18 protein-coding genes and 1 other annotated feature (1 of these 19 cut by a window edge) are annotated in these 17,809 nt (G+C 53.5%); of the genes, 5 read left to right on the forward strand and 13 right to left on the reverse strand.

Going from position 1 to position 17,809, the window contains the following annotated elements; genetic code table 11:
* Positions 1 to 87, reverse strand: a sequence feature (Thr leader region) (it extends 40 nt beyond the left edge of the window).
* The 3 genes from thrL to yjjY form a co-directional block, all read right to left on the reverse strand.
* Complete coding sequence (gene thrL / locus HV237_RS20340) at positions 17 to 82, reverse strand: thr operon leader peptide (protein WP_032337689.1); 66 nt, start codon at positions 80 to 82, stop codon at positions 17 to 19. Its footprint overlaps the feature before it by 66 nt.
* A 206-nt stretch (positions 88 to 293) precedes the next feature.
* Entirely contained in the window at positions 294 to 980 is a 687-nt protein-coding gene (locus HV237_RS20345; protein WP_047358366.1) for a tRNA/rRNA methyltransferase, read from the reverse strand.
* A gap of 399 nt (positions 981 to 1,379) precedes the next feature.
* Positions 1,380 to 1,520, reverse strand: coding sequence for a protein YjjY (gene yjjY / locus HV237_RS20350; protein WP_042998021.1), 141 nt, complete (start codon positions 1,518 to 1,520; stop codon positions 1,380 to 1,382).
* Between the two features lie 95 nt (positions 1,521 to 1,615).
* Here yjjY and arcA point away from each other — a divergent pair, with 95 nt between their 5' ends.
* Complete coding sequence (arcA, locus tag HV237_RS20355; RefSeq protein ID WP_001194359.1) at positions 1,616 to 2,332, forward strand: two-component system response regulator ArcA; 717 nt, start codon at positions 1,616 to 1,618, stop codon at positions 2,330 to 2,332.
* Positions 2,333 to 2,392: 60 nt separating this feature from the next.
* Here the strand turns inward: arcA and creD are convergent, their stop codons facing one another.
* The 4 genes from creD to creA are packed head-to-tail and all read right to left on the reverse strand — an operon-like array spanning position 2,393 to position 6,417.
* Entirely contained in the window at positions 2,393 to 3,760 is a 1,368-nt protein-coding gene (gene creD / locus HV237_RS20360; protein ID WP_047358367.1) for a cell envelope integrity protein CreD, read from the reverse strand.
* Positions 3,761 to 3,817: 57 nt separating this feature from the next.
* Positions 3,818 to 5,242: a two-component system sensor histidine kinase CreC gene (gene creC / locus HV237_RS20365; protein ID WP_019078322.1), complete on the reverse strand. Its 1,425-nt coding sequence runs from the start codon at positions 5,240 to 5,242 to the stop codon at positions 3,818 to 3,820.
* Positions 5,242 to 5,931 carry a two-component system response regulator CreB gene (gene creB, locus HV237_RS20370; protein ID WP_016151622.1) on the reverse strand — a complete coding sequence of 230 codons (690 nt, stop codon included), beginning with the start codon at positions 5,929 to 5,931 and terminating at the stop codon, positions 5,242 to 5,244. The genes creC and creB overlap by 1 nt, the downstream gene beginning before the upstream one ends.
* Positions 5,932 to 5,943: 12 nt before the next feature.
* Positions 5,944 to 6,417 carry a protein CreA gene (gene creA, locus HV237_RS20375; RefSeq protein ID WP_016155640.1) on the reverse strand — a complete coding sequence of 158 codons (474 nt, stop codon included), beginning with the start codon at positions 6,415 to 6,417 and terminating at the stop codon, positions 5,944 to 5,946.
* Between the two features lie 211 nt (positions 6,418 to 6,628).
* Between creA and robA the strand changes: the two genes are divergently transcribed.
* The gene (gene robA, locus HV237_RS20380; protein ID WP_003837295.1) at positions 6,629 to 7,498 is read left to right on the forward strand and encodes an MDR efflux pump AcrAB transcriptional activator RobA; all 870 of its coding nucleotides are present in this window, start codon (positions 6,629 to 6,631) and stop codon (positions 7,496 to 7,498) included.
* On the opposite strand, the gene gpmB is transcribed toward robA, so the two are convergent.
* Entirely contained in the window at positions 7,495 to 8,142 is a 648-nt protein-coding gene (gene gpmB, locus HV237_RS20385; RefSeq protein ID WP_047358368.1) for a 2,3-diphosphoglycerate-dependent phosphoglycerate mutase GpmB, read from the reverse strand. The genes robA and gpmB overlap by 4 nt on opposite strands.
* A 52-nt stretch (positions 8,143 to 8,194) precedes the next feature.
* Between gpmB and yjjX the strand changes: the two genes are divergently transcribed.
* Positions 8,195 to 8,710, forward strand: a complete 516-nt coding sequence (gene yjjX, locus HV237_RS20390) for an inosine/xanthosine triphosphatase (RefSeq protein ID WP_047358369.1) — start codon at positions 8,195 to 8,197, stop codon at positions 8,708 to 8,710.
* 76 nt (positions 8,711 to 8,786) lie between these two features.
* Here yjjX and trpR read toward each other — a convergent pair whose 3' ends face one another.
* Both trpR and sltY read right to left on the reverse strand, forming a co-directional pair.
* Positions 8,787 to 9,113, reverse strand: a complete 327-nt coding sequence (trpR, locus tag HV237_RS20395; RefSeq protein ID WP_019078321.1) for a trp operon repressor — start codon at positions 9,111 to 9,113, stop codon at positions 8,787 to 8,789.
* 89 nt (positions 9,114 to 9,202) lie between these two features.
* Positions 9,203 to 11,140 (reverse strand): murein transglycosylase, encoded by a 1,938-nt coding sequence (gene sltY, locus HV237_RS20400; protein ID WP_047358370.1) that lies wholly within the window; start codon positions 11,138 to 11,140, stop codon positions 9,203 to 9,205.
* 408 nt (positions 11,141 to 11,548) lie between these two features.
* Here sltY and ettA point away from each other — a divergent pair, with 408 nt between their 5' ends.
* Positions 11,549 to 13,216: an energy-dependent translational throttle protein EttA gene (gene ettA / locus HV237_RS20405; protein ID WP_003019019.1), complete on the forward strand. Its 1,668-nt coding sequence runs from the start codon at positions 11,549 to 11,551 to the stop codon at positions 13,214 to 13,216.
* Positions 13,217 to 13,315: 99 nt separating this feature from the next.
* Here the strand turns inward: ettA and nadR are convergent, their stop codons facing one another.
* From nadR to serB, 3 genes are all read right to left on the reverse strand, one after another.
* Positions 13,316 to 14,545: a multifunctional transcriptional regulator/nicotinamide-nucleotide adenylyltransferase/ribosylnicotinamide kinase NadR gene (nadR, locus tag HV237_RS20410; protein WP_047358371.1), complete on the reverse strand. Its 1,230-nt coding sequence runs from the start codon at positions 14,543 to 14,545 to the stop codon at positions 13,316 to 13,318.
* A gap of 65 nt (positions 14,546 to 14,610) precedes the next feature.
* The gene (gene radA, locus HV237_RS20415) at positions 14,611 to 15,993 is read right to left on the reverse strand and encodes a DNA repair protein RadA (protein ID WP_047358372.1); all 1,383 of its coding nucleotides are present in this window, start codon (positions 15,991 to 15,993) and stop codon (positions 14,611 to 14,613) included.
* Positions 15,994 to 16,076: 83 nt separating this feature from the next.
* Complete coding sequence (gene serB, locus HV237_RS20420; RefSeq protein ID WP_047358373.1) at positions 16,077 to 17,045, reverse strand: phosphoserine phosphatase; 969 nt, start codon at positions 17,043 to 17,045, stop codon at positions 16,077 to 16,079.
* A gap of 115 nt (positions 17,046 to 17,160) precedes the next feature.
* Here serB and HV237_RS20425 point away from each other — a divergent pair, with 115 nt between their 5' ends.
* The gene (locus tag HV237_RS20425; RefSeq protein WP_016151612.1) at positions 17,161 to 17,802 is read left to right on the forward strand and encodes a YtjB family periplasmic protein; all 642 of its coding nucleotides are present in this window, start codon (positions 17,161 to 17,163) and stop codon (positions 17,800 to 17,802) included.
* Positions 17,803 to 17,809: the final 7 nt, after the last annotated feature.

Raw genomic sequence — 17,809 nt, forward strand, 5'->3', positions numbered from 1 at the left:
GTGTTTCCTGTACGCGTCAGCCCGCACCGTTACCTGTGGTAATGGTGATGGTTGTGGTAATAGTGATGCTGATGCGTTTCATGATGTTGTGTGCTCTGTAATTATTTATTATCTGTCCTGTATTCTTTTAGGGTTAAAGTATCTGCTGACCTAAGTCAATAAATTTTTAAATTGGTCACATTCCGAAACTTGTTCACGAGCAACTGCTTGCCCTTTTAGTTTCGACCAATACAGTATGTCACCCCTACTTGAATCCAGAATAAAACACCACACAGTAAAAACAGTTCGATACTTTATTTCGCGATGCTTTTTTCTATATCATGTAAAAAACGGTGCAACATTGCCGTATCTCGCTGCCCTAACAGACCCATTCGCTGTTGCAGCCAGTCCGTCAACTTGATGTCGTCAGAAACGTTCAGCGTGGCTAATAAACGCAAAACGCGCGCGCGCAATGCCTGTAGCTGAAGCTCATCCGTCACCTCAATGTTTTTGACGGGTTGTTGTATTAAACCTGCTAATTGATAGCAATACACCATCACCGCCTGCCCCAAATTGAGTGAAGGATAGTCAGCCACCATAGGTACACCGGTGAGTACATCCGCCAAGGCCAATTCTTCGTTGGTCAGCCCTGAATCTTCACGACCAAAAACCAACGCGGCATGATCCATCCACGTTGATTTTTCCTGCAGCAGAGGAACCAGTTCGACCGGCGTAGCGTAGTAATGGAACTTCGCCCGACTACGCGCAGTGGTCGCGACGGTAAAATCTACGTCGTACAGCGCCTCCGCCAACGTTGAAAAAACGCTAATATTATCAATAATATCGCCAGAACCATGCGCGACCCATCGCGTGGCGGGTTCCAGGTGGGCTTCGCTGTCAACGATGCGTAATTGGGTGAACCCCATGGTCTTCATAGCGCGGGCAGCCGCACCAATATTTTCCGCTCTGGCGGGGGCAACCAGAATAATTGTTAAACGCATTTCGATACTCTTTTTGGCCAGTCTGCAAGGAAAAATGTGACGTGCTTCAACATATTACGCAGAGCGAATTTACATATTTTTAACAGAAATCACTGAAAAAGCATTTCGCATCCATTAAAAAATGCTAAACTATTTCCCGGGTGTACTATTGCTTTTTATGTTAACAAAAGTTGCATATCCCTCTGTTTATCCATGATAATTTAATTTAAAATGGATCGCACTGGTTGGATTCATTACATTTATTAATTTGCTCGTGCAACTAGTTGTAATATTGCAATTTTGTGATGAAAGCAAACATTTGGATACGTTGATTTCATCAAACTGTTAACGTGCTACAATTGAACTTGATATATGTCAACGAAGCGTAGTTTTATTGGGTGTCCGGCATGTCTTAGCCTGTTATGTTGCTGTTAAAATGGTTAGGATGACAGCCGTTTTTGACACTGTCGGGTCCAGAGGGAAACTACCCACGACCAAGCTAATGATGTTGTTGACGTTGATGGAAAGTGCATCAAGAACGCAATTACGTACTTTAGTCATGTTACGCCGATCATGTTAATTTACGGCATGCATCAGGCAGGTCAGGGACTTTTGTACTTCCTGTTTCGATTTAGTTGGCAATTTAGGTAGCAAACATGCAGACCCCGCACATTCTTATCGTTGAAGACGAGTTAGTAACACGCAACACGTTGAAAAGCATTTTCGAAGCAGAAGGCTATGATGTATTCGAAGCGACAGATGGCGCGGAAATGCATCAGATTCTCTCTGAATATGATATCAACCTTGTGATTATGGATATCAATCTGCCTGGGAAAAATGGCCTGCTGTTAGCGCGTGAACTTCGCGAACAAGCTAACGTTGCGCTGATGTTCCTGACGGGCCGTGATAACGAAGTCGATAAAATTCTCGGCCTCGAAATCGGCGCAGACGATTACATCACCAAGCCGTTTAACCCGCGCGAACTGACTATCCGTGCTCGTAACCTGCTGTCCCGTACCATGAACCTGGGTACTGTCAGCGAAGAACGCCGTAGCGTCGAAAGCTATAAGTTCAATGGCTGGGAGCTGGACATCAACAGCCGCTCTCTGATTGGTCCTGACGGTGAGCAGTATAAACTGCCACGCAGCGAATTCCGCGCCATGCTTCACTTCTGTGAGAATCCGGGCAAAATCCAGTCTCGCGCAGAACTGCTGAAAAAAATGACCGGTCGCGAACTGAAGCCGCATGACCGTACCGTTGACGTGACGATCCGCCGCATTCGTAAGCATTTCGAATCAACGCCGGATACGCCAGAAATCATCGCCACCATTCACGGTGAAGGCTACCGTTTCTGCGGCGACCTGCAGGATTAATTCAATCCTCACTGGTATAAAAACGGCGCTTTATGCGCCGTTTTTCATTTCCCTACTCCCCTATTTCCACAAGCGAAATTCGTCGCTCTGCGCAGGCTGAAGTTCTGGAAGTTCTGTAGATTTTGGCTTTGTTTTTGGCTGTGCCAGCGAGTGCCAGTCAAGATGACGCGTCAGGAACATTACCCCACAAAGCGCGAACAACAGCACGCCGGTTCCCAGCAGTAAAGAGCTATCCTGTGAACGTAGCAGCACCCACATCACACCATCCAGCCCCAGCAGCGCCACGGTGAACAAAATACTGTTCCGCCAGCCCTGCAATATCGCCTGCAGATACACACCGTTCATCAACGCCCCCACCAGACTTGCCGTTATCCACGCCGCCGTAAAACCGATGTGTTCTGACATTGCCAGCAGCAGCAGATAAAACATTACCAGCGATAGCCCCACCAGCAGATACTGCATCGGGTGCAGGCGCAGATTGGTCATACTTTCAAGGACGAAGAAAGACATAAAGGTCAGCACAATCAGCAGGATGGCATACTTTGTCGCCCTGTCCGTTAACTGATACTGATCTGCTGGCGTGGCGACGGCGACGCTAAACGCTGGCATGCCCAGCCAACCAATCTTTTCGTCGTTAAAGCGCTCGCCGAGGTTGTTCGCAAACCAGCTGCTTTGCCACTGAGCCTTGAATCCTGATTCGCTAATTTCGCGCTTAGCCGGGAGGAAGTCCCCAAGAAAGTTGGGATGCGGCCAGTTGCTGGTTAAGGTCATTTCACTGTTACGTCCAACCGGAACGACGGAGAAATCGCCGGTTCCGCTCAAATTAAGCGACAACGCCATGCTCAGATTTTGCTCAGCCCAGCTCGCATCGGGTAGCGGAATGTGGATCCCCTGCGCACGTCCATCCAGCCCAGTCCCAGGCTCAACGGCCAGCGACGTTCCATTGACCTGCGGCGCTTTTACCACGCCAATCCCACGCGCGTCCCCCACGCCAACCACAATAAACGGTTTGCCGATGCTGATATTTGGATGATTTAAATCACTCAACCGTTCGGCGTTAAACTCAGCCTTCACCGAAACATCATTGTGCCAGACCTGGCCCTCATAAATACCGATTTTACGCGCTTCAACGTTCTGATTCCCCTCAACTACCAACGACTCCGGCAGCCAGAAATGGATATAGCTACGCTTACGCTGGATTTCTTTGCCATCCTCCAGTGAGGTGTAAAGTTCCGTTAGCGGAATGGCTATCAACGGTCCTACCATCTTTTGCGGCCCGCTTGTGCTCTGTCGGATAGCATCTTCGACTTCATCGCGGTAATCCGATCGCTCCACGATGATCTGCCTGACCATCGTCAGCGGAATTAACAGCAGCAGTATTGCGCCACCTAAGGTGACTATTTTCCAAAACAGGGGTGATTTAAACATAGCGTTCTCCTTTGCAATATCAGCAAGGTAGAGCAGCTATGTGCGGAGAATTTGAAGTTATGTGAAGTGAGCGTGAAGCGTAAACGAGGCCTGTGCGCCGCCTTGTGGTCGGTTGCACAATGTCACCGTCCCCTCGTGCAGTCGCGCAACCTCACTGACAAACGCCAGCCCTAAACCGCTGCTCTTATGCCCATTTTCACGGGGCAGCGAATAGAAACGCTCAAAAATACGCGGCAACGCGAAGTCGGGGATTCCGCTGCCGCTGTCGATTATCTGCAACGTGACCAGTTCATCCTGCTGATGCGCGCTCAGCGTAATCGTCCCGTCCTGTGGCGTGAAGTCGATAGCGTTGTCGAGCAAATTCCCCAATGCCTGCTCCAGTAACGCAGGATCGGCGGCGACGCTAAGCGATGAAGGCATAATGGTAAGCGTGATGTTTTTTGCCGCCAGTTGCACGCTACGCGCCTCTTTGAGCTGAGCAAACAGCGCATCTACCGCCACTGGCGTCAACGTAATGTCCTGTCGATTCTCCAGCCGCGCCTGGCGTAACAGGGTTTCGACCAGCGCCTGCATGCGCGCATTTTGCGTCAGGATATTATCGGTAAAGCGCGCAACCACGTTCGGCGGCGGACCTTCGCGCAAAATCTCAGCCGCGCCGCGAATGGCCGCCAGCGGACTTTTCAGTTCATGCGTTAACGCATAAACATACTGCTCAATGTAGTTTTTGCCCTCCAGCTTCAGTCGCATACTTTCCAGCGCCTGCGCCAGTTTACGTAGCTCGCTGCTACCTAAATCAGGCAGTGGGACGGGGCGATTCTCGGTAACGGAGTCGGCATAGCGCGCCAGCCGGGCGATGGAGCGGTTTATCCACCATACCATCCCGATGCCAATCACTAAGGCAATGCCCAGCAATACGGCGCTGGCCCACAGCATCCGCCGTTCACTGCGTTTAATCACCGGCGCCATCGCCGCATTCGGTTTACCGACGCTAAGCACTCCGATAATACGTCCGCCGTCTACGATCGGCGCGGCCACGTACATCACTGAACTTTCCGGATCGTTCGGGTTTTGCGGCGTACTGCGGGCGCCATATTGCCCACGCAGGGTTAACCACACGTCGTTCCAGCGAGAATAGTCCTGACCGACAGCCTGGTTTGCGGAATCAAACAACACTTTACCCTGCGCGTCCGTCATGTAGACATGGTATTCATTACGGACTTTGTTAATGCCGCTGATATTGGCGCTGAATGGGCGGTTATGCAGTTGCGAAAATGCCTGCGCCAGCTTGCCGTTGGCGGGAGAGTCAGAGAGCAAGTCATCGCGCGCCAGCGCAGCCAGCAGTGTGGCGGTATCAATCAAAGTGCCTTCGGTTGCCCGGCGGACGCCTGGTTTAATTTCCTGTACAAAGATCGACAAAACGAACCAGGCGGCGACGGCAACAATCAGAAAATAGCCGAGCAACAAACGCATGCCAATGCGCATCAGACGCTCCTCAGGCTATATCCCATACCGCGATGCGTATTGATGGGGGAAAGCTCAGGGTTGATAGCCCGCAGCTTGGCGCGCAGCGTTTTAATGTGGGTATCGACCGTTCTGTCAAAGGTGTCCTGTGCATCGGCCCAGACTAAATCCATCAACTGCTGGCGTGAGTAAATGCGCCCCGGCGACAACAGCAACGTTTTCAGCAACAGAAATTCATAGCGCGTCAGGTTTAACGGCTTGCCGAACCAGGTAATCTGCGCGGCCAGCTCATTAAGTTCAAAATCGCCGCAACGCGTCGTCGATGAAGGGGCAGAGAATTTCTGCACCCGCCGCAGCAGCGTACGCACGCGGGCGCACACCTCGCGCGGTGAGAAAGGCTTGGCAACATAGTCATCCGCGCCAATTTCCAGCCCCAGCAGGCGATCCACCTCATCGCTACGCGCGGTCAGAAACAGGATCGGCAACGCTGGATGCCGCTCCAGCAGGCGTCGACACAGTTCAAAACCGCTGATATCTGGTAGTCCGACATCCAGAATGATTGCATCAGGACAACGCTGGCGAGATTTCTCCAGCGCAGGTAACCCGCGCTCAAACGCTTCCACGCTAAAACCTTCCTGCTGCAGCATGTAGATGAGCGTATCGGCGATGCCCTGCTCATCCTCAACCAACCAGATCAACGGTTGTTGCATTTTGCTTCCTTGTTATTCCCGCCACGGCATGATGGGCACCGCGCTGATGGCATTTTTGGGCGATCCATCGACCACTTTATCTGAATAGGCCAGATAGGCCAGGGCATTACGTTTCGCGTCGTAAAAACGCACGACCTGTAAGGATTTAAACACCAGCGAGGTACGTTTTTTAAATACCACTTCGCCCTGCGCTTTGCCGTTCTTGATTCTGTCGCTCAGTTCTACCGGCCCCACCTGCTGACAGGAAATGGCGGCATCGGAGGTATCTTCCGCCAGCCCCAGCCCACCTTTGATGCCGCCGGTCTTCGCCCGGCTCACGTAGCAGGTCACGTTGGTAACATCAGGATCGTCAAACGCTTCGACCACAATTTTATGATCCGGCCCAAACATTTTGAACACCGTATCGACAGATCCAATCTGCTCCGCATGGACGACCTGCGCCAACATCAGCAGAATTGAGGAAATGATTAAGCTCTTATATTTCATATTGTTACCATTTTTAAAAGTTACTCTGTGTAATTATTCGACATTCTAAGATAAAACGTATACAGATCACAGGATTACAATAATCACGCTTTCGAATGATCGAAAAAAGCATTTATGAGCAAAAAAAACACTGAATGCTAAAACAGCAAAAAATGCTATTATCCTCATACCTGACGTCAGGTACTCGTTGTTGAAAGGATGAGGATATTTTATGGATCAGGCTGGCATTATTCGCGACCTATTAATCTGGCTGGAAGGTCATCTGGATCAGCCTTTGTCGCTTGACAATGTGGCGGCAAAAGCAGGCTATTCCAAGTGGCACCTGCAGAGAATGTTTAAGGACGTGACGGGCCATGCTATTGGCGCCTATATCCGCGCCCGTCGTTTATCGAAATCCGCAGTGGCGCTGCGCCTGACTGCACGCCCAATTCTGGATATTGCGCTGCAATATCGCTTTGACTCTCAACAAACCTTTACCCGCGCGTTCAAGAAACAGTTTTCCCAGACGCCTGCGCTGTATCGCCGTTCGCCGGAATGGAGCGCGTTTGGTATTCGCCCGCCTATGCGACTGGGTGAATTTGCCATGCCTGCGCACGAGTTTGTCACGCTGGAAGATACGCAACTGCTTGGCACCACGCAAAGCTATTCCTGCTCGCTGGAGCAGATTTCAGATTTCCGTCATGAAATGCGAATTCAGTTCTGGCGCGACTTCCTTAGCCAGGCTCCTGCGATCCCACCGGTGCTGTACGGGCTGAACGAAACGCGTCCGAGCATTGAAAAAGATGACGAGCAGGAAGTGTTTTACACCACAGCACTGACGCCGGAACAGGCCAATGGTTATGTGCCGTCGGCACAGCCTATCCTGCTACAAGGGGGCGAGTATGTGATGTTTACCTATGAAGGGCTGGGGACCGGTGTACAGGAGTTTATCCTGACGGTTTACGGCACATGCATGCCAATGCTGAACCTGACGCGCCGTAAAGGGCAGGATATCGAGCGATACTACCCGGCAGAAGATGCCAAAGCGGGAGATCGCCCGATCAACCTGCGCTGCGAATTCCTGATTCCGATTCGCCGCTAGCGCTGCAGTTCGTCTAACGCAGGGGCGTCCAGATGTGAGATGTCCCCTGCCGTTTCAACTACCCATCCCGGCGCAAGCCACAAACTTTCCTGGTAATCGACGCGAGAAATAGAACAGTTGCGCAGACGCAGGCGACGTTCAGCCCATGCTGGTAATCCCAGAATCGTACTCACCAGACAACCCAGTGCAATACCGTGACTGACCAGCAGCGGACGACTCCTCGGCGGCAGTTCCAGACAGGATGCCAGCGCCGCGTGGACGCGATCGCTCAGTTCCTGCATCGATTCCCCTTCAGGAATACGCCCCTCCACCGTACCGTTCACCAACTGGCGACGCCAGCCCTCTTCTTCCGACGTCAGCGTATCGATATGGCGTTGCTCCAGCACGCCCATATTCAGCTCGCGCAAACGTGAGTCATAGGTGATATCACAGCCACAGGCCTGGGCGATGATTTCTGCGGTGCGTCGTGTACGACCTAAATCGCTACTGATGACATGCGTAATACCAAACGTGCGGGCGCGTTCGCCCACCTGCATGGCTTGCTGTTCACCTTTAGCGGTCAGTGGGCTGTCTGACTGGCCTTGAATACGTCGCTCGGCGTTCCACTGCGTTTCGCCATGGCGAACAAGGTATACCTGTAACATGCTTTTTTTCCGTTATACTGCGATGCGATGAATTTTCAAACTGAGCTTAATTATGCACAAGGTTATCTCTGCGACCACCAATCCTGCCAAAATTCAGGCAATTCTGCGGGCATTTGAAGAGATTTTCGGGGAAGGATCCTGCCATATTGAACCCGTCGCCGTCGAGAGTGGCGTGCCGGAACAACCTTTCGGAAACAAGGAAACGCGCACTGGCGCACGAAATCGCGTTGATAATGCGCGCCGTCTGCACCCGCAGGCTGATTTCTGGGTCGCTATTGAAGCGGGAATTGACGACGATGCGACCTTCAGTTGGGTGGTGATTGATAATGGCGTCCAGCGCGGCGAAGCCCGTTCAGCCACGCTGCCATTGCCAGCTGTCATTCTCGACAGAGTCCGTCAAGGCGAAGCGCTCGGTCCGGTGATGTCGGACTACACGGGTATTGATGAGATTGGCCGTAAAGAGGGCGCAATCGGCGTCTTTACCGCGGGCAAGCTGACGCGCTCAAGCGTATACCACCAGGCGGTGATTCTGGCGCTCAGCCCGTTTCATAACGCAGTGTATTTATAGCGTTGTGCCGGATGGCGGCTTCGCCTTATCCGGCCACAACCGCGCCACATCCTTAGGCCTGATAAGCGAAGTGCCATCAGGCATTTTTTAGCAGCACCTGCTCCAGCCAATGACGCAGATCCACCGGTGCAGATTTGAGGCTGTTCGACCCCCGTGTAATGGTGGCGATCCCCGCCCCGAGCTCGTTTTTAAGCTCGCGCTGACTCATCTCGCCGCGCAGCAGCTCTTCAATGATACGCACGCGCGTGCCCAACGCTTCGCGCTCATCCGGCGTTAACATCAAATTGAGCAGGGGCAGGTGTAAGTCTTGTTCATAGGCGTGTTTAAGCAGATCGACAAAACGTAACCACTCCTGGTGACGCTGTTCTGCCATCTCTGCCGAATAGGGTGATTGCTGAGTCATAAGTTATCGCCATCGTTGCGGGGGAAGCGTGCTTGCCTCCCCCTTTTGTACTCTTTAACGAGTACGATAGCATAACACAACCGACACGATCAGTAACGACGTTGCCATTCTGCGTCGCTCATCAACTCCGGCTTATCACCAAGGAAATAGCGATAGTACGCATCGTAAGCCAGCACGTTCTTCACGTAGCCACGCGTCTCAGAGAATGGAATGCTTTCGACAAACGCGACAGCATCGATACGACCCGCGCTATTGCCAAGCCAGGTGCGAACGCGCCCCGGTCCGGCGTTATAGGCCGCCGACGCGAAAATGCGGTTATTACCGAATTGCTGATAGACATACTGTAAATAGCTGGTACCAATGTTGATGTTGGTATCAGGATCCAGTAGTTGGCTCGGGCTGCTGTAACCTGGAATCGAGAACATTTTCACCGTATGCGTCGCCGTGCCCGGCATAATCTGCATCAGCCCGCTGGCACCAACCGGCGATTTTACTTTCGGGTTCCAGGCGCTTTCCTGACGCGCTATCGCCATCGCATAGCTTGGCGGAATATCCTTACCGCTGGTGTAGCGTGTAAACAGATCCTTGTAGGCCAGTGGGAAACGCTCTTCCAGATGATCCCACAGCTTACCGGCGATCGTCGCTTGTACGCTCAGATCCCACCAGTGATTGTTGAACGCGTAACGCGCCAGCTGAGCCTGCTCAGACTTCGTGCGACTGGTGACCAGATTCGCCCATTCACTGCGCGCGGTATTGTCCAGGTTCCAGTACATTAGCTCGCGCACACGTGCCATTTCCGGTCCCTGAGTCAGCGCAGAGTCAACGTTTGCCGGGGCTTTATCCACTTTCAGCTCGTACTCTTCACCCAGACGCTGTGCCGCCACCATCGGATAGAAACCGCGCTGCTGCATGAGCTGGTGCAGGATCTCTTTGGCTTCCGCCTCGCGCCCGCGCTCAAGCAGCAGATCCGCCTGCCAGTAACGCCACTCATCTTTCTCTTTTGCTTCCATTGGCAGACGCGCCAGCCAGGTATTCAGACCACGACGATCGCCGGTTCCCAGCGCCATGCGCACACGGCGCTCCACAAGCGAGGTGGAATTCGAGCGCATAATGGCGTCATCGCGCCATTTGGCCTGCTCATCGGTAACGTCATTACCCATCAGACGCCAGGCGACGATGTCGCGCAGCTCCTGGGTTTGCTCGTCATTCAGCTGTTGCGCCTGCGCCAGAGACGGGATCATCAGGCGGGCGTTTTCCGCATCCTGACGCGCCACGCTGGAAAAAGCCACCGCCGCCATCTGTCGGGTGAAATCCGTCGCGCCAGTGGTGCGTGCAAAGGTCATCACCGAATTCGGATCGTTGGCCAGCGCGATGATCGCCGAAGCGATAGTTTGGTATTGCGCGGGCATCTGTCCAGCCAACGCCGTGACCAGACCGGTATTCCCGGCTTTCATCGCCAGACGAATACGCTCCAGATACGCCAGCGGATCCTGAGTTCCTGAGGCGCGCCATACGCCGAATAATTTGTCACAGGCGTTCGGCTGGCTTTTCCCGCTCAACCACAGTTCTTTCGCGCCCTGCCAGGCCTCTTCGGTTTGCCCGGTGCTCCATTTCGCAAAGTAATAGTTGCATTGCGCTTCCGTGGTACCCGGTTTTTCTGGGCTGAACGCCAGTAGTCCACGCCAGTCCTCCCGTCGCGCCAGTTCATTCACGAAACGTGATTGCAGAGTACGCGCGGGGGGCAGCGTCGGGTTGGCGCGCACAAAATTGGTAACGGTAATGGTGGGCTGATTCATCAGATCGTCAGTAATCTGACGATATTCCAGATAAGGATACAGAGGATAATTCTTCAGGCCGGGCATCATCTGCTCTACGACATCCATCTGTCGGTTATCCCAGGCCTGTTTAATTTGCGCATAGCGACTGCGCTGCTCATCCAGGGAATCGGCTCGCGCCACTTGACTGACCGTCAGCAGACATACGCTGGCCGCCAGCAGGCGCCAGGTAAATTGATTGGCTTTGTCCACAAGCTCTTCCTCTTCTCATGTTACGTCTGTGCAGCATCATGCCGCTTAATTAGTTCATGCTAACCAGACATTGCAGAATGCGCCACGTCACGGACACTTTTTTACTTTTGTTGCGAGTGAGATCTGCTGGCTGGGATTGGGCAATGAAAAAGGCTACACTTCGCCTTTGATAACTATTTACCAATAATTAGCCCTAAATAATTCAAGTTGCAGCAAGGCGGCGAGGGAGTAAATCCCCTGAGCGTACAAAGTGCGTGACTGGGGGGAACAACAAATCTGTCAGGAACAGATTTGAACGCTGCGGAGCAGCGGCCCGCAAGGGCGAGGCTCATGGATGAGCCGAGTAACTCACAGCCAACGCATCTGTAGCTTGAAGTATGACGGGATAAATAAAGAGGCGAGTCCAACGTGGCCCAATTTGTTTATACCATGCATCGTGTCGGCAAAGTCGTTCCGCCGAAACGTCATATTCTTAAAAACATCTCACTGAGCTTCTTCCCTGGCGCCAAAATCGGTGTTCTTGGTCTGAACGGCGCGGGTAAATCAACCCTGCTGCGCATCATGGCCGGCATTGATACCGATATCGAAGGTGAAGCTCGCCCACAGCCTGGCATTAAAATCGGTTACCTGCCGCAGGAACCGAAACTGAACCCGGAACATACCGTTCGTGAATCCGTGGAAGAAGCGGTTGCCGAAGTGGTTAACGCGTTGAAAGGTCTGGATGAAGTGTACGCAAAGTACGCCGAGCCGGACGCCGACTTCGATAAACTCGCTGCGCAACAGGGCAAGTTTGAAGAGATCATTCAGGCGCACGACGGTCATAACCTGAATGTGCAGCTTGAGCGTGCCGCTGACGCCCTGCGTCTGCCGGACTGGGATGCTAAAATTGAGAACCTCTCTGGTGGTGAACGCCGCCGCGTCGCGCTGTGCCGCCTGCTGCTGGAAAAACCAGACATGCTGCTGCTCGACGAACCGACTAACCACCTGGACGCCGAATCCGTTGCGTGGCTGGAACGCTTCCTGCACGACTTCGAAGGCACCGTGGTGGCGATTACCCACGACCGTTACTTCCTCGACAACGTTGCGGGCTGGATTCTGGAGCTTGACCGCGGCGAAGGTATTCCATGGGAAGGCAACTACTCCTCCTGGCTGGAGCAGAAAGATCAGCGTCTGGCGCAGGAAGCGTCTCAGGAAGCGGCTCGCCGTAAATCCATTGAGAAAGAGCTGGAGTGGGTGCGTCAGGGCGCTAAAGGCCGTCAGTCTAAGGGTAAAGCCCGTCTGGCACGCTTTGAAGAGCTGAACAACACCGAATACCAGAAGCGTAACGAAACCAACGAACTGTTTATCCCACCAGGAGCACGTCTGGGTGATAAAGTCGTTGAAGTAACCAATCTGCGTAAATCCTACGGCGATCGCGTTCTGATTGACGACCTGAGCTTCTCCGTACCGAAAGGCGCCATCGTCGGCATCATCGGTCCGAACGGCGCGGGTAAATCTACCCTGTTCCGTATGATGTCCGGTCAGGAACAGCCAGACAGCGGCACCATCACGCTGGGTGAAACCGTCAAGCTAGCTTCCGTTGACCAGTTCCGTGACGCCATGGACAACAGCAAAACCGTGTGGGAAGAAGTTTCCGGCGGGCTGGATATCATGAAGATCGGCAACACCGAGATGCCAAGCCGCGCCTACGTAGGCCGCTTCAACTTTAAAGGTGTTGATCAGGGTAAACGCGTAGGCGAACTCTCCGGCGGTGAGCGCGGTCGTCTGCACCTGGCGAAGCTGCTGCAGGTTGGCGGCAACATGCTGCTGCTTGATGAACCAACCAACGACCTGGATATCGAAACCCTGCGCGCGCTGGAAAACGCCCTGCTGGAGTTCCCGGGCTGTGCGATGGTCATCTCGCACGACCGTTGGTTCCTCGACCGTATCGCGACCCACATTCTGGATTACCAGGATGAAGGTAAGGTTGAGTTCTTCGAAGGTAACTTTACCGAATACGAAGAGTACAAGAAACGCACGCTGGGCGCAGATGCGCTGGAGCCGAAGCGTATTAAGTACAAGCGTATTTCTAAGTAATTACCGTTAAGCGCCGGATGGCGGCGTTACGCCTCATCCGGCCTACGAGGTTAGTGCGACTTGTAGGCCGGATAAGCGCAACGCCATCCGGCATTTACGCTATCTCTGCTCGCCCATCAACTCTTTCACCAACTCCACGCAGCGCAGAAATCGACCGTCATAGTCGGACTCCTGAACGTGCACAAAATTGATATTGTTTTCCTGCAGCATCTCGACCAGCAGCGACTGAAACGCTTTTCTGTCAACCGAACTGCCGAGACTGCGTAAGCCATCCGCCACCCATGGAGTGTTGTTCTCCAGCAGGATCACCAGGTCAAAACGATACTCGTCAATCAGGGCCTGCACAAATGGGTGTTCACGCCCTTCATACTTTTTGCAGAAGGCCTGAGTGGTAACGAAATCGGTGTCAATAAACGCCACTTTATTGGCATACTTGACAGCAAAATCAATGTATTGGGCTTGTCCCAGGGCGATTTTATCGTAGTCGGAATACTGCAACGCCATCTCATCACCACCCAAATGGGAGAAGACGTAATCACGCCCATATTCCCACGCACTGGTAGTGTTAAAGATATTGGCGAGCTTGTTCACCAGCGTCGATTTTCCGCTCGACTCTCCGCCGAGGATCGCCACGGTGCGCACGAAAAACGGCTTCACTTCTGTAGGAATATACTCCCAGTAGCGAAACGGGTTCTCACGGATTTGCCCGCCGCTGATGTTCATAAACGTTCGTTTGGGATCCACCAGCACGGTTTCGATCCCCAGATGTTCCAGATACTGCGGGGCATCTGACTCTTCAGAGGTGTAAATCCAGTTAGGTTGGATCCCTTTCTCCTGCATAAACGTTTTGATCCCGTTGCTCCACACATCCCAACCGTGTGGATACGGCTCCATACCCTCTTCGTTGAAGGCATGAATACGGATATTTTTCTGATACTTAAAGGTTTGCAGCAGCCAGCGTAGACGATCGGGCACCGTGGGCTGTTGCGACATAGCGCTGTCTTCAAACAGGCTGCGATCGCGCGTGTCGTCATATCCCATGATGATATGCAGTTCATCGACCTGACTACACGCGCGCTGGATAAGATAGATATGGCCGGTATGCAGCGGATAAAACTTACCGAATACCACACCGATATTCTTCTGCTGGCGCGGAAACTCCAGCCCGAGAAACCGGTGCAACGCCTCCAGCTTTTGCGCGCTGGGGCTTTTAATTTTGGCATTCAGCAGTTGGCTTAAATATCCCTTGGTCATGCCACTGGCATCTGCCACCTGTTGCAGGGTACAGCCCTTTTGCTTAATGGCGGTTTTCAGATAATCAAATGACACAAGAGCCTCCTGCTGTAAAAATAAACGTAATACCCAATACCGCCGGAAAGACGACGGGTATTTTATTATAGGTCGTCAAACACGCTTAAAGCATCCGTAAGCTTCTTAACGCCAAAGACCTGCATCCCTTCCGGCACTTTTTTCGGCACGTTGGCGGCAGGAACAATCGCCCGACGAAAGCCGTGCTTCGCCGCTTCGGAAATACGCTCCTGGCCGCTGGGTACCGGACGGATTTCGCCCGCCAGTCCCACTTCGCCAAAGACCACTAAGTCCTGCGGCAGCGGTCGGTCGCGCAGGCTGGAAACCATTGCCAGTAGCAGTGCCAGATCGGCGCTGGTTTCGGTAACCTTCACGCCGCCAACCACGTTGACGAACACGTCCTGATCCGCCATCTGCAAGCCGCCGTGACGATGCAGCACGGCCAGCAGAATCGCCAGACGGTTCTGCTCCAGACCGACCGCCACACGACGCGGATTCGCCATCATCGAATGGTCGACCAGCGCCTGAATCTCCACCAGCAACGGGCGCGTGCCTTCCCAGACCACCATCACTGAACTGCCGGAGGTGACTTCATCGCCACGGCTTAAGAAGATAGCGGAAGGGTTGCTAACTTCACGCAGCCCCTGTTCGGTCATGGCAAAGACGCCCAACTCATTCACCGCGCCAAAGCGATTTTTATGGCTACGCAGAGTACGAAAACGAGAATCGGCGTCGCCGTCGAGCAGAACCGAGCAGTCAATACAGTGCTCCAGCACCTTTGGACCGGCCAGCGAGCCGTCTTTGGTGACGTGGCCGACCATGACAATCGCCACGCCGCGCGTTTTGGCGAAGCGGGTCAGGTAAGCCGCTGTTTCGCGCACCTGTGCCACGCTGCCCGGCGAAGACTGAATATCCGCCATATGCATCACCTGAATGGAGTCGATAACCATCAGCCTCGGCTGTTCTTCTTCGGCAATCAGGCAAATTTGTTCGATGCTGGTTTCCGACAGCATGTTCAGATTCGCCGTCGGCAGACCGAGTCGATGCGCGCGCATCGCCACCTGTTGCAAAGACTCTTCGCCGGTAACGTACAGGGTTTTCATCTGCTCAGCGAGCTTGCACAGCGTTTGCAGCAGCAGCGTTGATTTCCCTGCGCCGGGGTTACCGCCAATCAGGATGGCGCTGCCGGGCACCACACCGCCGCCCAGCACGCGGTCAAACTCTTTAAATCCGGTGGAAAAACGCGGCAACTCTTCAAGGCTGATATCAGACAGCTTCTGCACTTTTGCGATGCCCGCATTCCCGGCATAGCCGCTGAGCCGCTCGTTACGCCCCACCGTTGGTGACGCGGCAAGGCGTACCTCGGTAATGGTGTTCCAGGCCTGACAGGCGCTGCATTGCCCTTGCCAGCGCGGGTAATCGGCCCCGCATTCGTTACAAACAAAGGCGCGTTTTGGAGCTTTGGCCACATTTTACCTCTTTCGTTAGCGCGTTTACCGGACAGCGTGGGCGCTTATCCGGCCTACGGTCACTTTGCCATCAGGCAATTAAATCATTTCTGGTTCATGCTGCCAGAGAGAATGCAGAACACGCCCATCAGGTCAGCGTGACGGATCGTAATCTCCGTCTTTTCATTCACTTTGGGTTTGGCATGATACGCTATACCCAGTCCAGCCGTTTTGATCATCGGCAGATCGTTGGCGCCATCGCCGATCGCCACCGTCTGCGCCATTGGGATCTCATACTCCTGCGCCAGGCGAGTCAGGGTGTTGGCTTTGTACTGGGCATCGACGATATCGCCGATCACGTTGCCGGTGAATTTACCGTCTATGATCTCCAGCTCGTTTGCCACAGCCGCCGTCAGACGTAGTTTGTTACGCAGATAATCGGCAAAGAAGGTAAAACCGCCGGAGGCAATTGCCACTTTCCAGCCGAGCGTTTCCAGTTTTAACACCAGTTGAGTCAGGCCAGGCATCAGTGGTAGCGTTTCGCGCACCTGGTGCAAAATATTGGCATCAGCGCCCTTCAGCGTCGCCACGCGGCTGCGCAAGCTGGCGGTAAAGTCCAGCTCGCCGCGCATCGCGCGTTCGGTAACTTCGGCAACCATTTCGCCGGTTCCCGCCAGTTTGGCAATTTCATCAATACACTCGATCTGGATAGCCGTTGAATCCATGTCCATCACCAGCAAACCCGGCGTGCGCAAATGCGGAATTTTACCCAGTGGCGCAACATCCAGTTTGGCATCATGCGCCAGTTTTGCCGCACGCGGCGTTAACGAGCCCGCCAGACGAATCACCTGATAATCCTCAACGCACCACGCCGCCACGATCACCATCGCCGCACCCAGTTTGCTCTGGTATTGCGTTAACCGTTGTTTATCCAGCCCACGACCGTACAGCAGCCAGCCACTGCGGCCCGCGTGGTAATCCAGCGGCATGACTTCATCACCGCTTAAAGAGAGAGGCAGACCTGGCCACAGAGAAACATCTTCAGGTAGATCGCACCAGGTAATGTTAGGCATTAAAGCTCCTGTAAAATCGTTCGGGTCGGAATCATCAGGGGAAAATAACGCATGAGGCTACCCTGTAACCAGCGCTTCTGGCAACATTAAGTCTCAAATTTTCAGCAGGTGGAATATGGCTCGCACAAAACTGAAATTCCGACTTCATCGTGCAGTGATTGTATTGTCCTGCCTTGCGCTGCTCGTTGCTCTGATGCAGGGCGCGTCCTGGTTTAGTCAAAGCCACCAACAGCAGCGTAATCCGCAGCTCGAAGAGCTGGCGCGCACGCTGGCTCGCCAGGTCTCCTTGAACGTCGCCCCGCTGATGCGTACCGAAACCCCGGATGAAAAGCGCATTAAAGCGGTACTCTCGCAGCTCACGGAAAGTAGCCGTATTCTGGATGCGGGGGTCTACGATGAACAGGGAGACCTGATTACACGCACCGGTGAGAGCGTCAACGTTCGAGACCGACTGGCGTTGGACGGCAAAAAAGCCGGGGGCTATTTTAACCAGCAGATTGTCGAGCCCATTCAGGGAAGAAATGGTCCGCTGGGCTATCTACGCCTGACGCTGGATACCCACACGCTCGCCACCGAAGCCAAGCAGGTGGATAACACCACCAACATCTTACGCCTAATGCTGCTTCTGTCACTGGCAATTGGCGTGGTGCTCACCCGTACCTTATTGCAAGGCAAGCGCACCCGCTGGCAGCAATCCCCTTTCCTGCTGACCGCCAACAAACCGGTACAGGAAGAAGACAACGAGAAGAAAGAGTAATAACAGA

The sequence above is a fragment of the Citrobacter sp. RHBSTW-00570 genome, assembly GCF_013739755.1.
In the GTDB taxonomy this organism is placed as follows: Bacteria; Pseudomonadota; Gammaproteobacteria; order Enterobacterales; family Enterobacteriaceae; genus Citrobacter; species Citrobacter braakii.

Coding starts and splice junctions, on each gene's coding strand:
- HV237_RS20345 (WP_047358366.1), bottom strand. CDS start 980: ATGCGTTTAACAATTATTCTGGTTGCCCCCGCCAGAGCGGAAAATATT.
- creB (WP_016151622.1), bottom strand. CDS start 5,931: ATGCAACAACCGTTGATCTGGTTGGTTGAGGATGAGCAGGGCATCGCC.
- robA (WP_003837295.1), top strand. CDS start 6,629: ATGGATCAGGCTGGCATTATTCGCGACCTATTAATCTGGCTGGAAGGT.
- yjjX (WP_047358369.1), top strand. CDS start 8,195: ATGCACAAGGTTATCTCTGCGACCACCAATCCTGCCAAAATTCAGGCA.
- creA (WP_016155640.1), bottom strand. CDS start 6,417: ATGAAATATAAGAGCTTAATCATTTCCTCAATTCTGCTGATGTTGGCG.
- gpmB (WP_047358368.1), bottom strand. CDS start 8,142: ATGTTACAGGTATACCTTGTTCGCCATGGCGAAACGCAGTGGAACGCC.
- yjjY (WP_042998021.1), bottom strand. CDS start 1,520: ATGACTAAAGTACGTAATTGCGTTCTTGATGCACTTTCCATCAACGTC.
- creC (WP_019078322.1), bottom strand. CDS start 5,242: ATGCGCATTGGCATGCGTTTGTTGCTCGGCTATTTTCTGATTGTTGCC.
- serB (WP_047358373.1), bottom strand. CDS start 17,045: ATGCCTAACATTACCTGGTGCGATCTACCTGAAGATGTTTCTCTGTGG.
- HV237_RS20425 (WP_016151612.1), top strand. CDS start 17,161: ATGGCTCGCACAAAACTGAAATTCCGACTTCATCGTGCAGTGATTGTA.
- creD (WP_047358367.1), bottom strand. CDS start 3,760: ATGTTTAAATCACCCCTGTTTTGGAAAATAGTCACCTTAGGTGGCGCA.
- arcA (WP_001194359.1), top strand. CDS start 1,616: ATGCAGACCCCGCACATTCTTATCGTTGAAGACGAGTTAGTAACACGC.
- trpR (WP_019078321.1), bottom strand. CDS start 9,113: ATGACTCAGCAATCACCCTATTCGGCAGAGATGGCAGAACAGCGTCAC.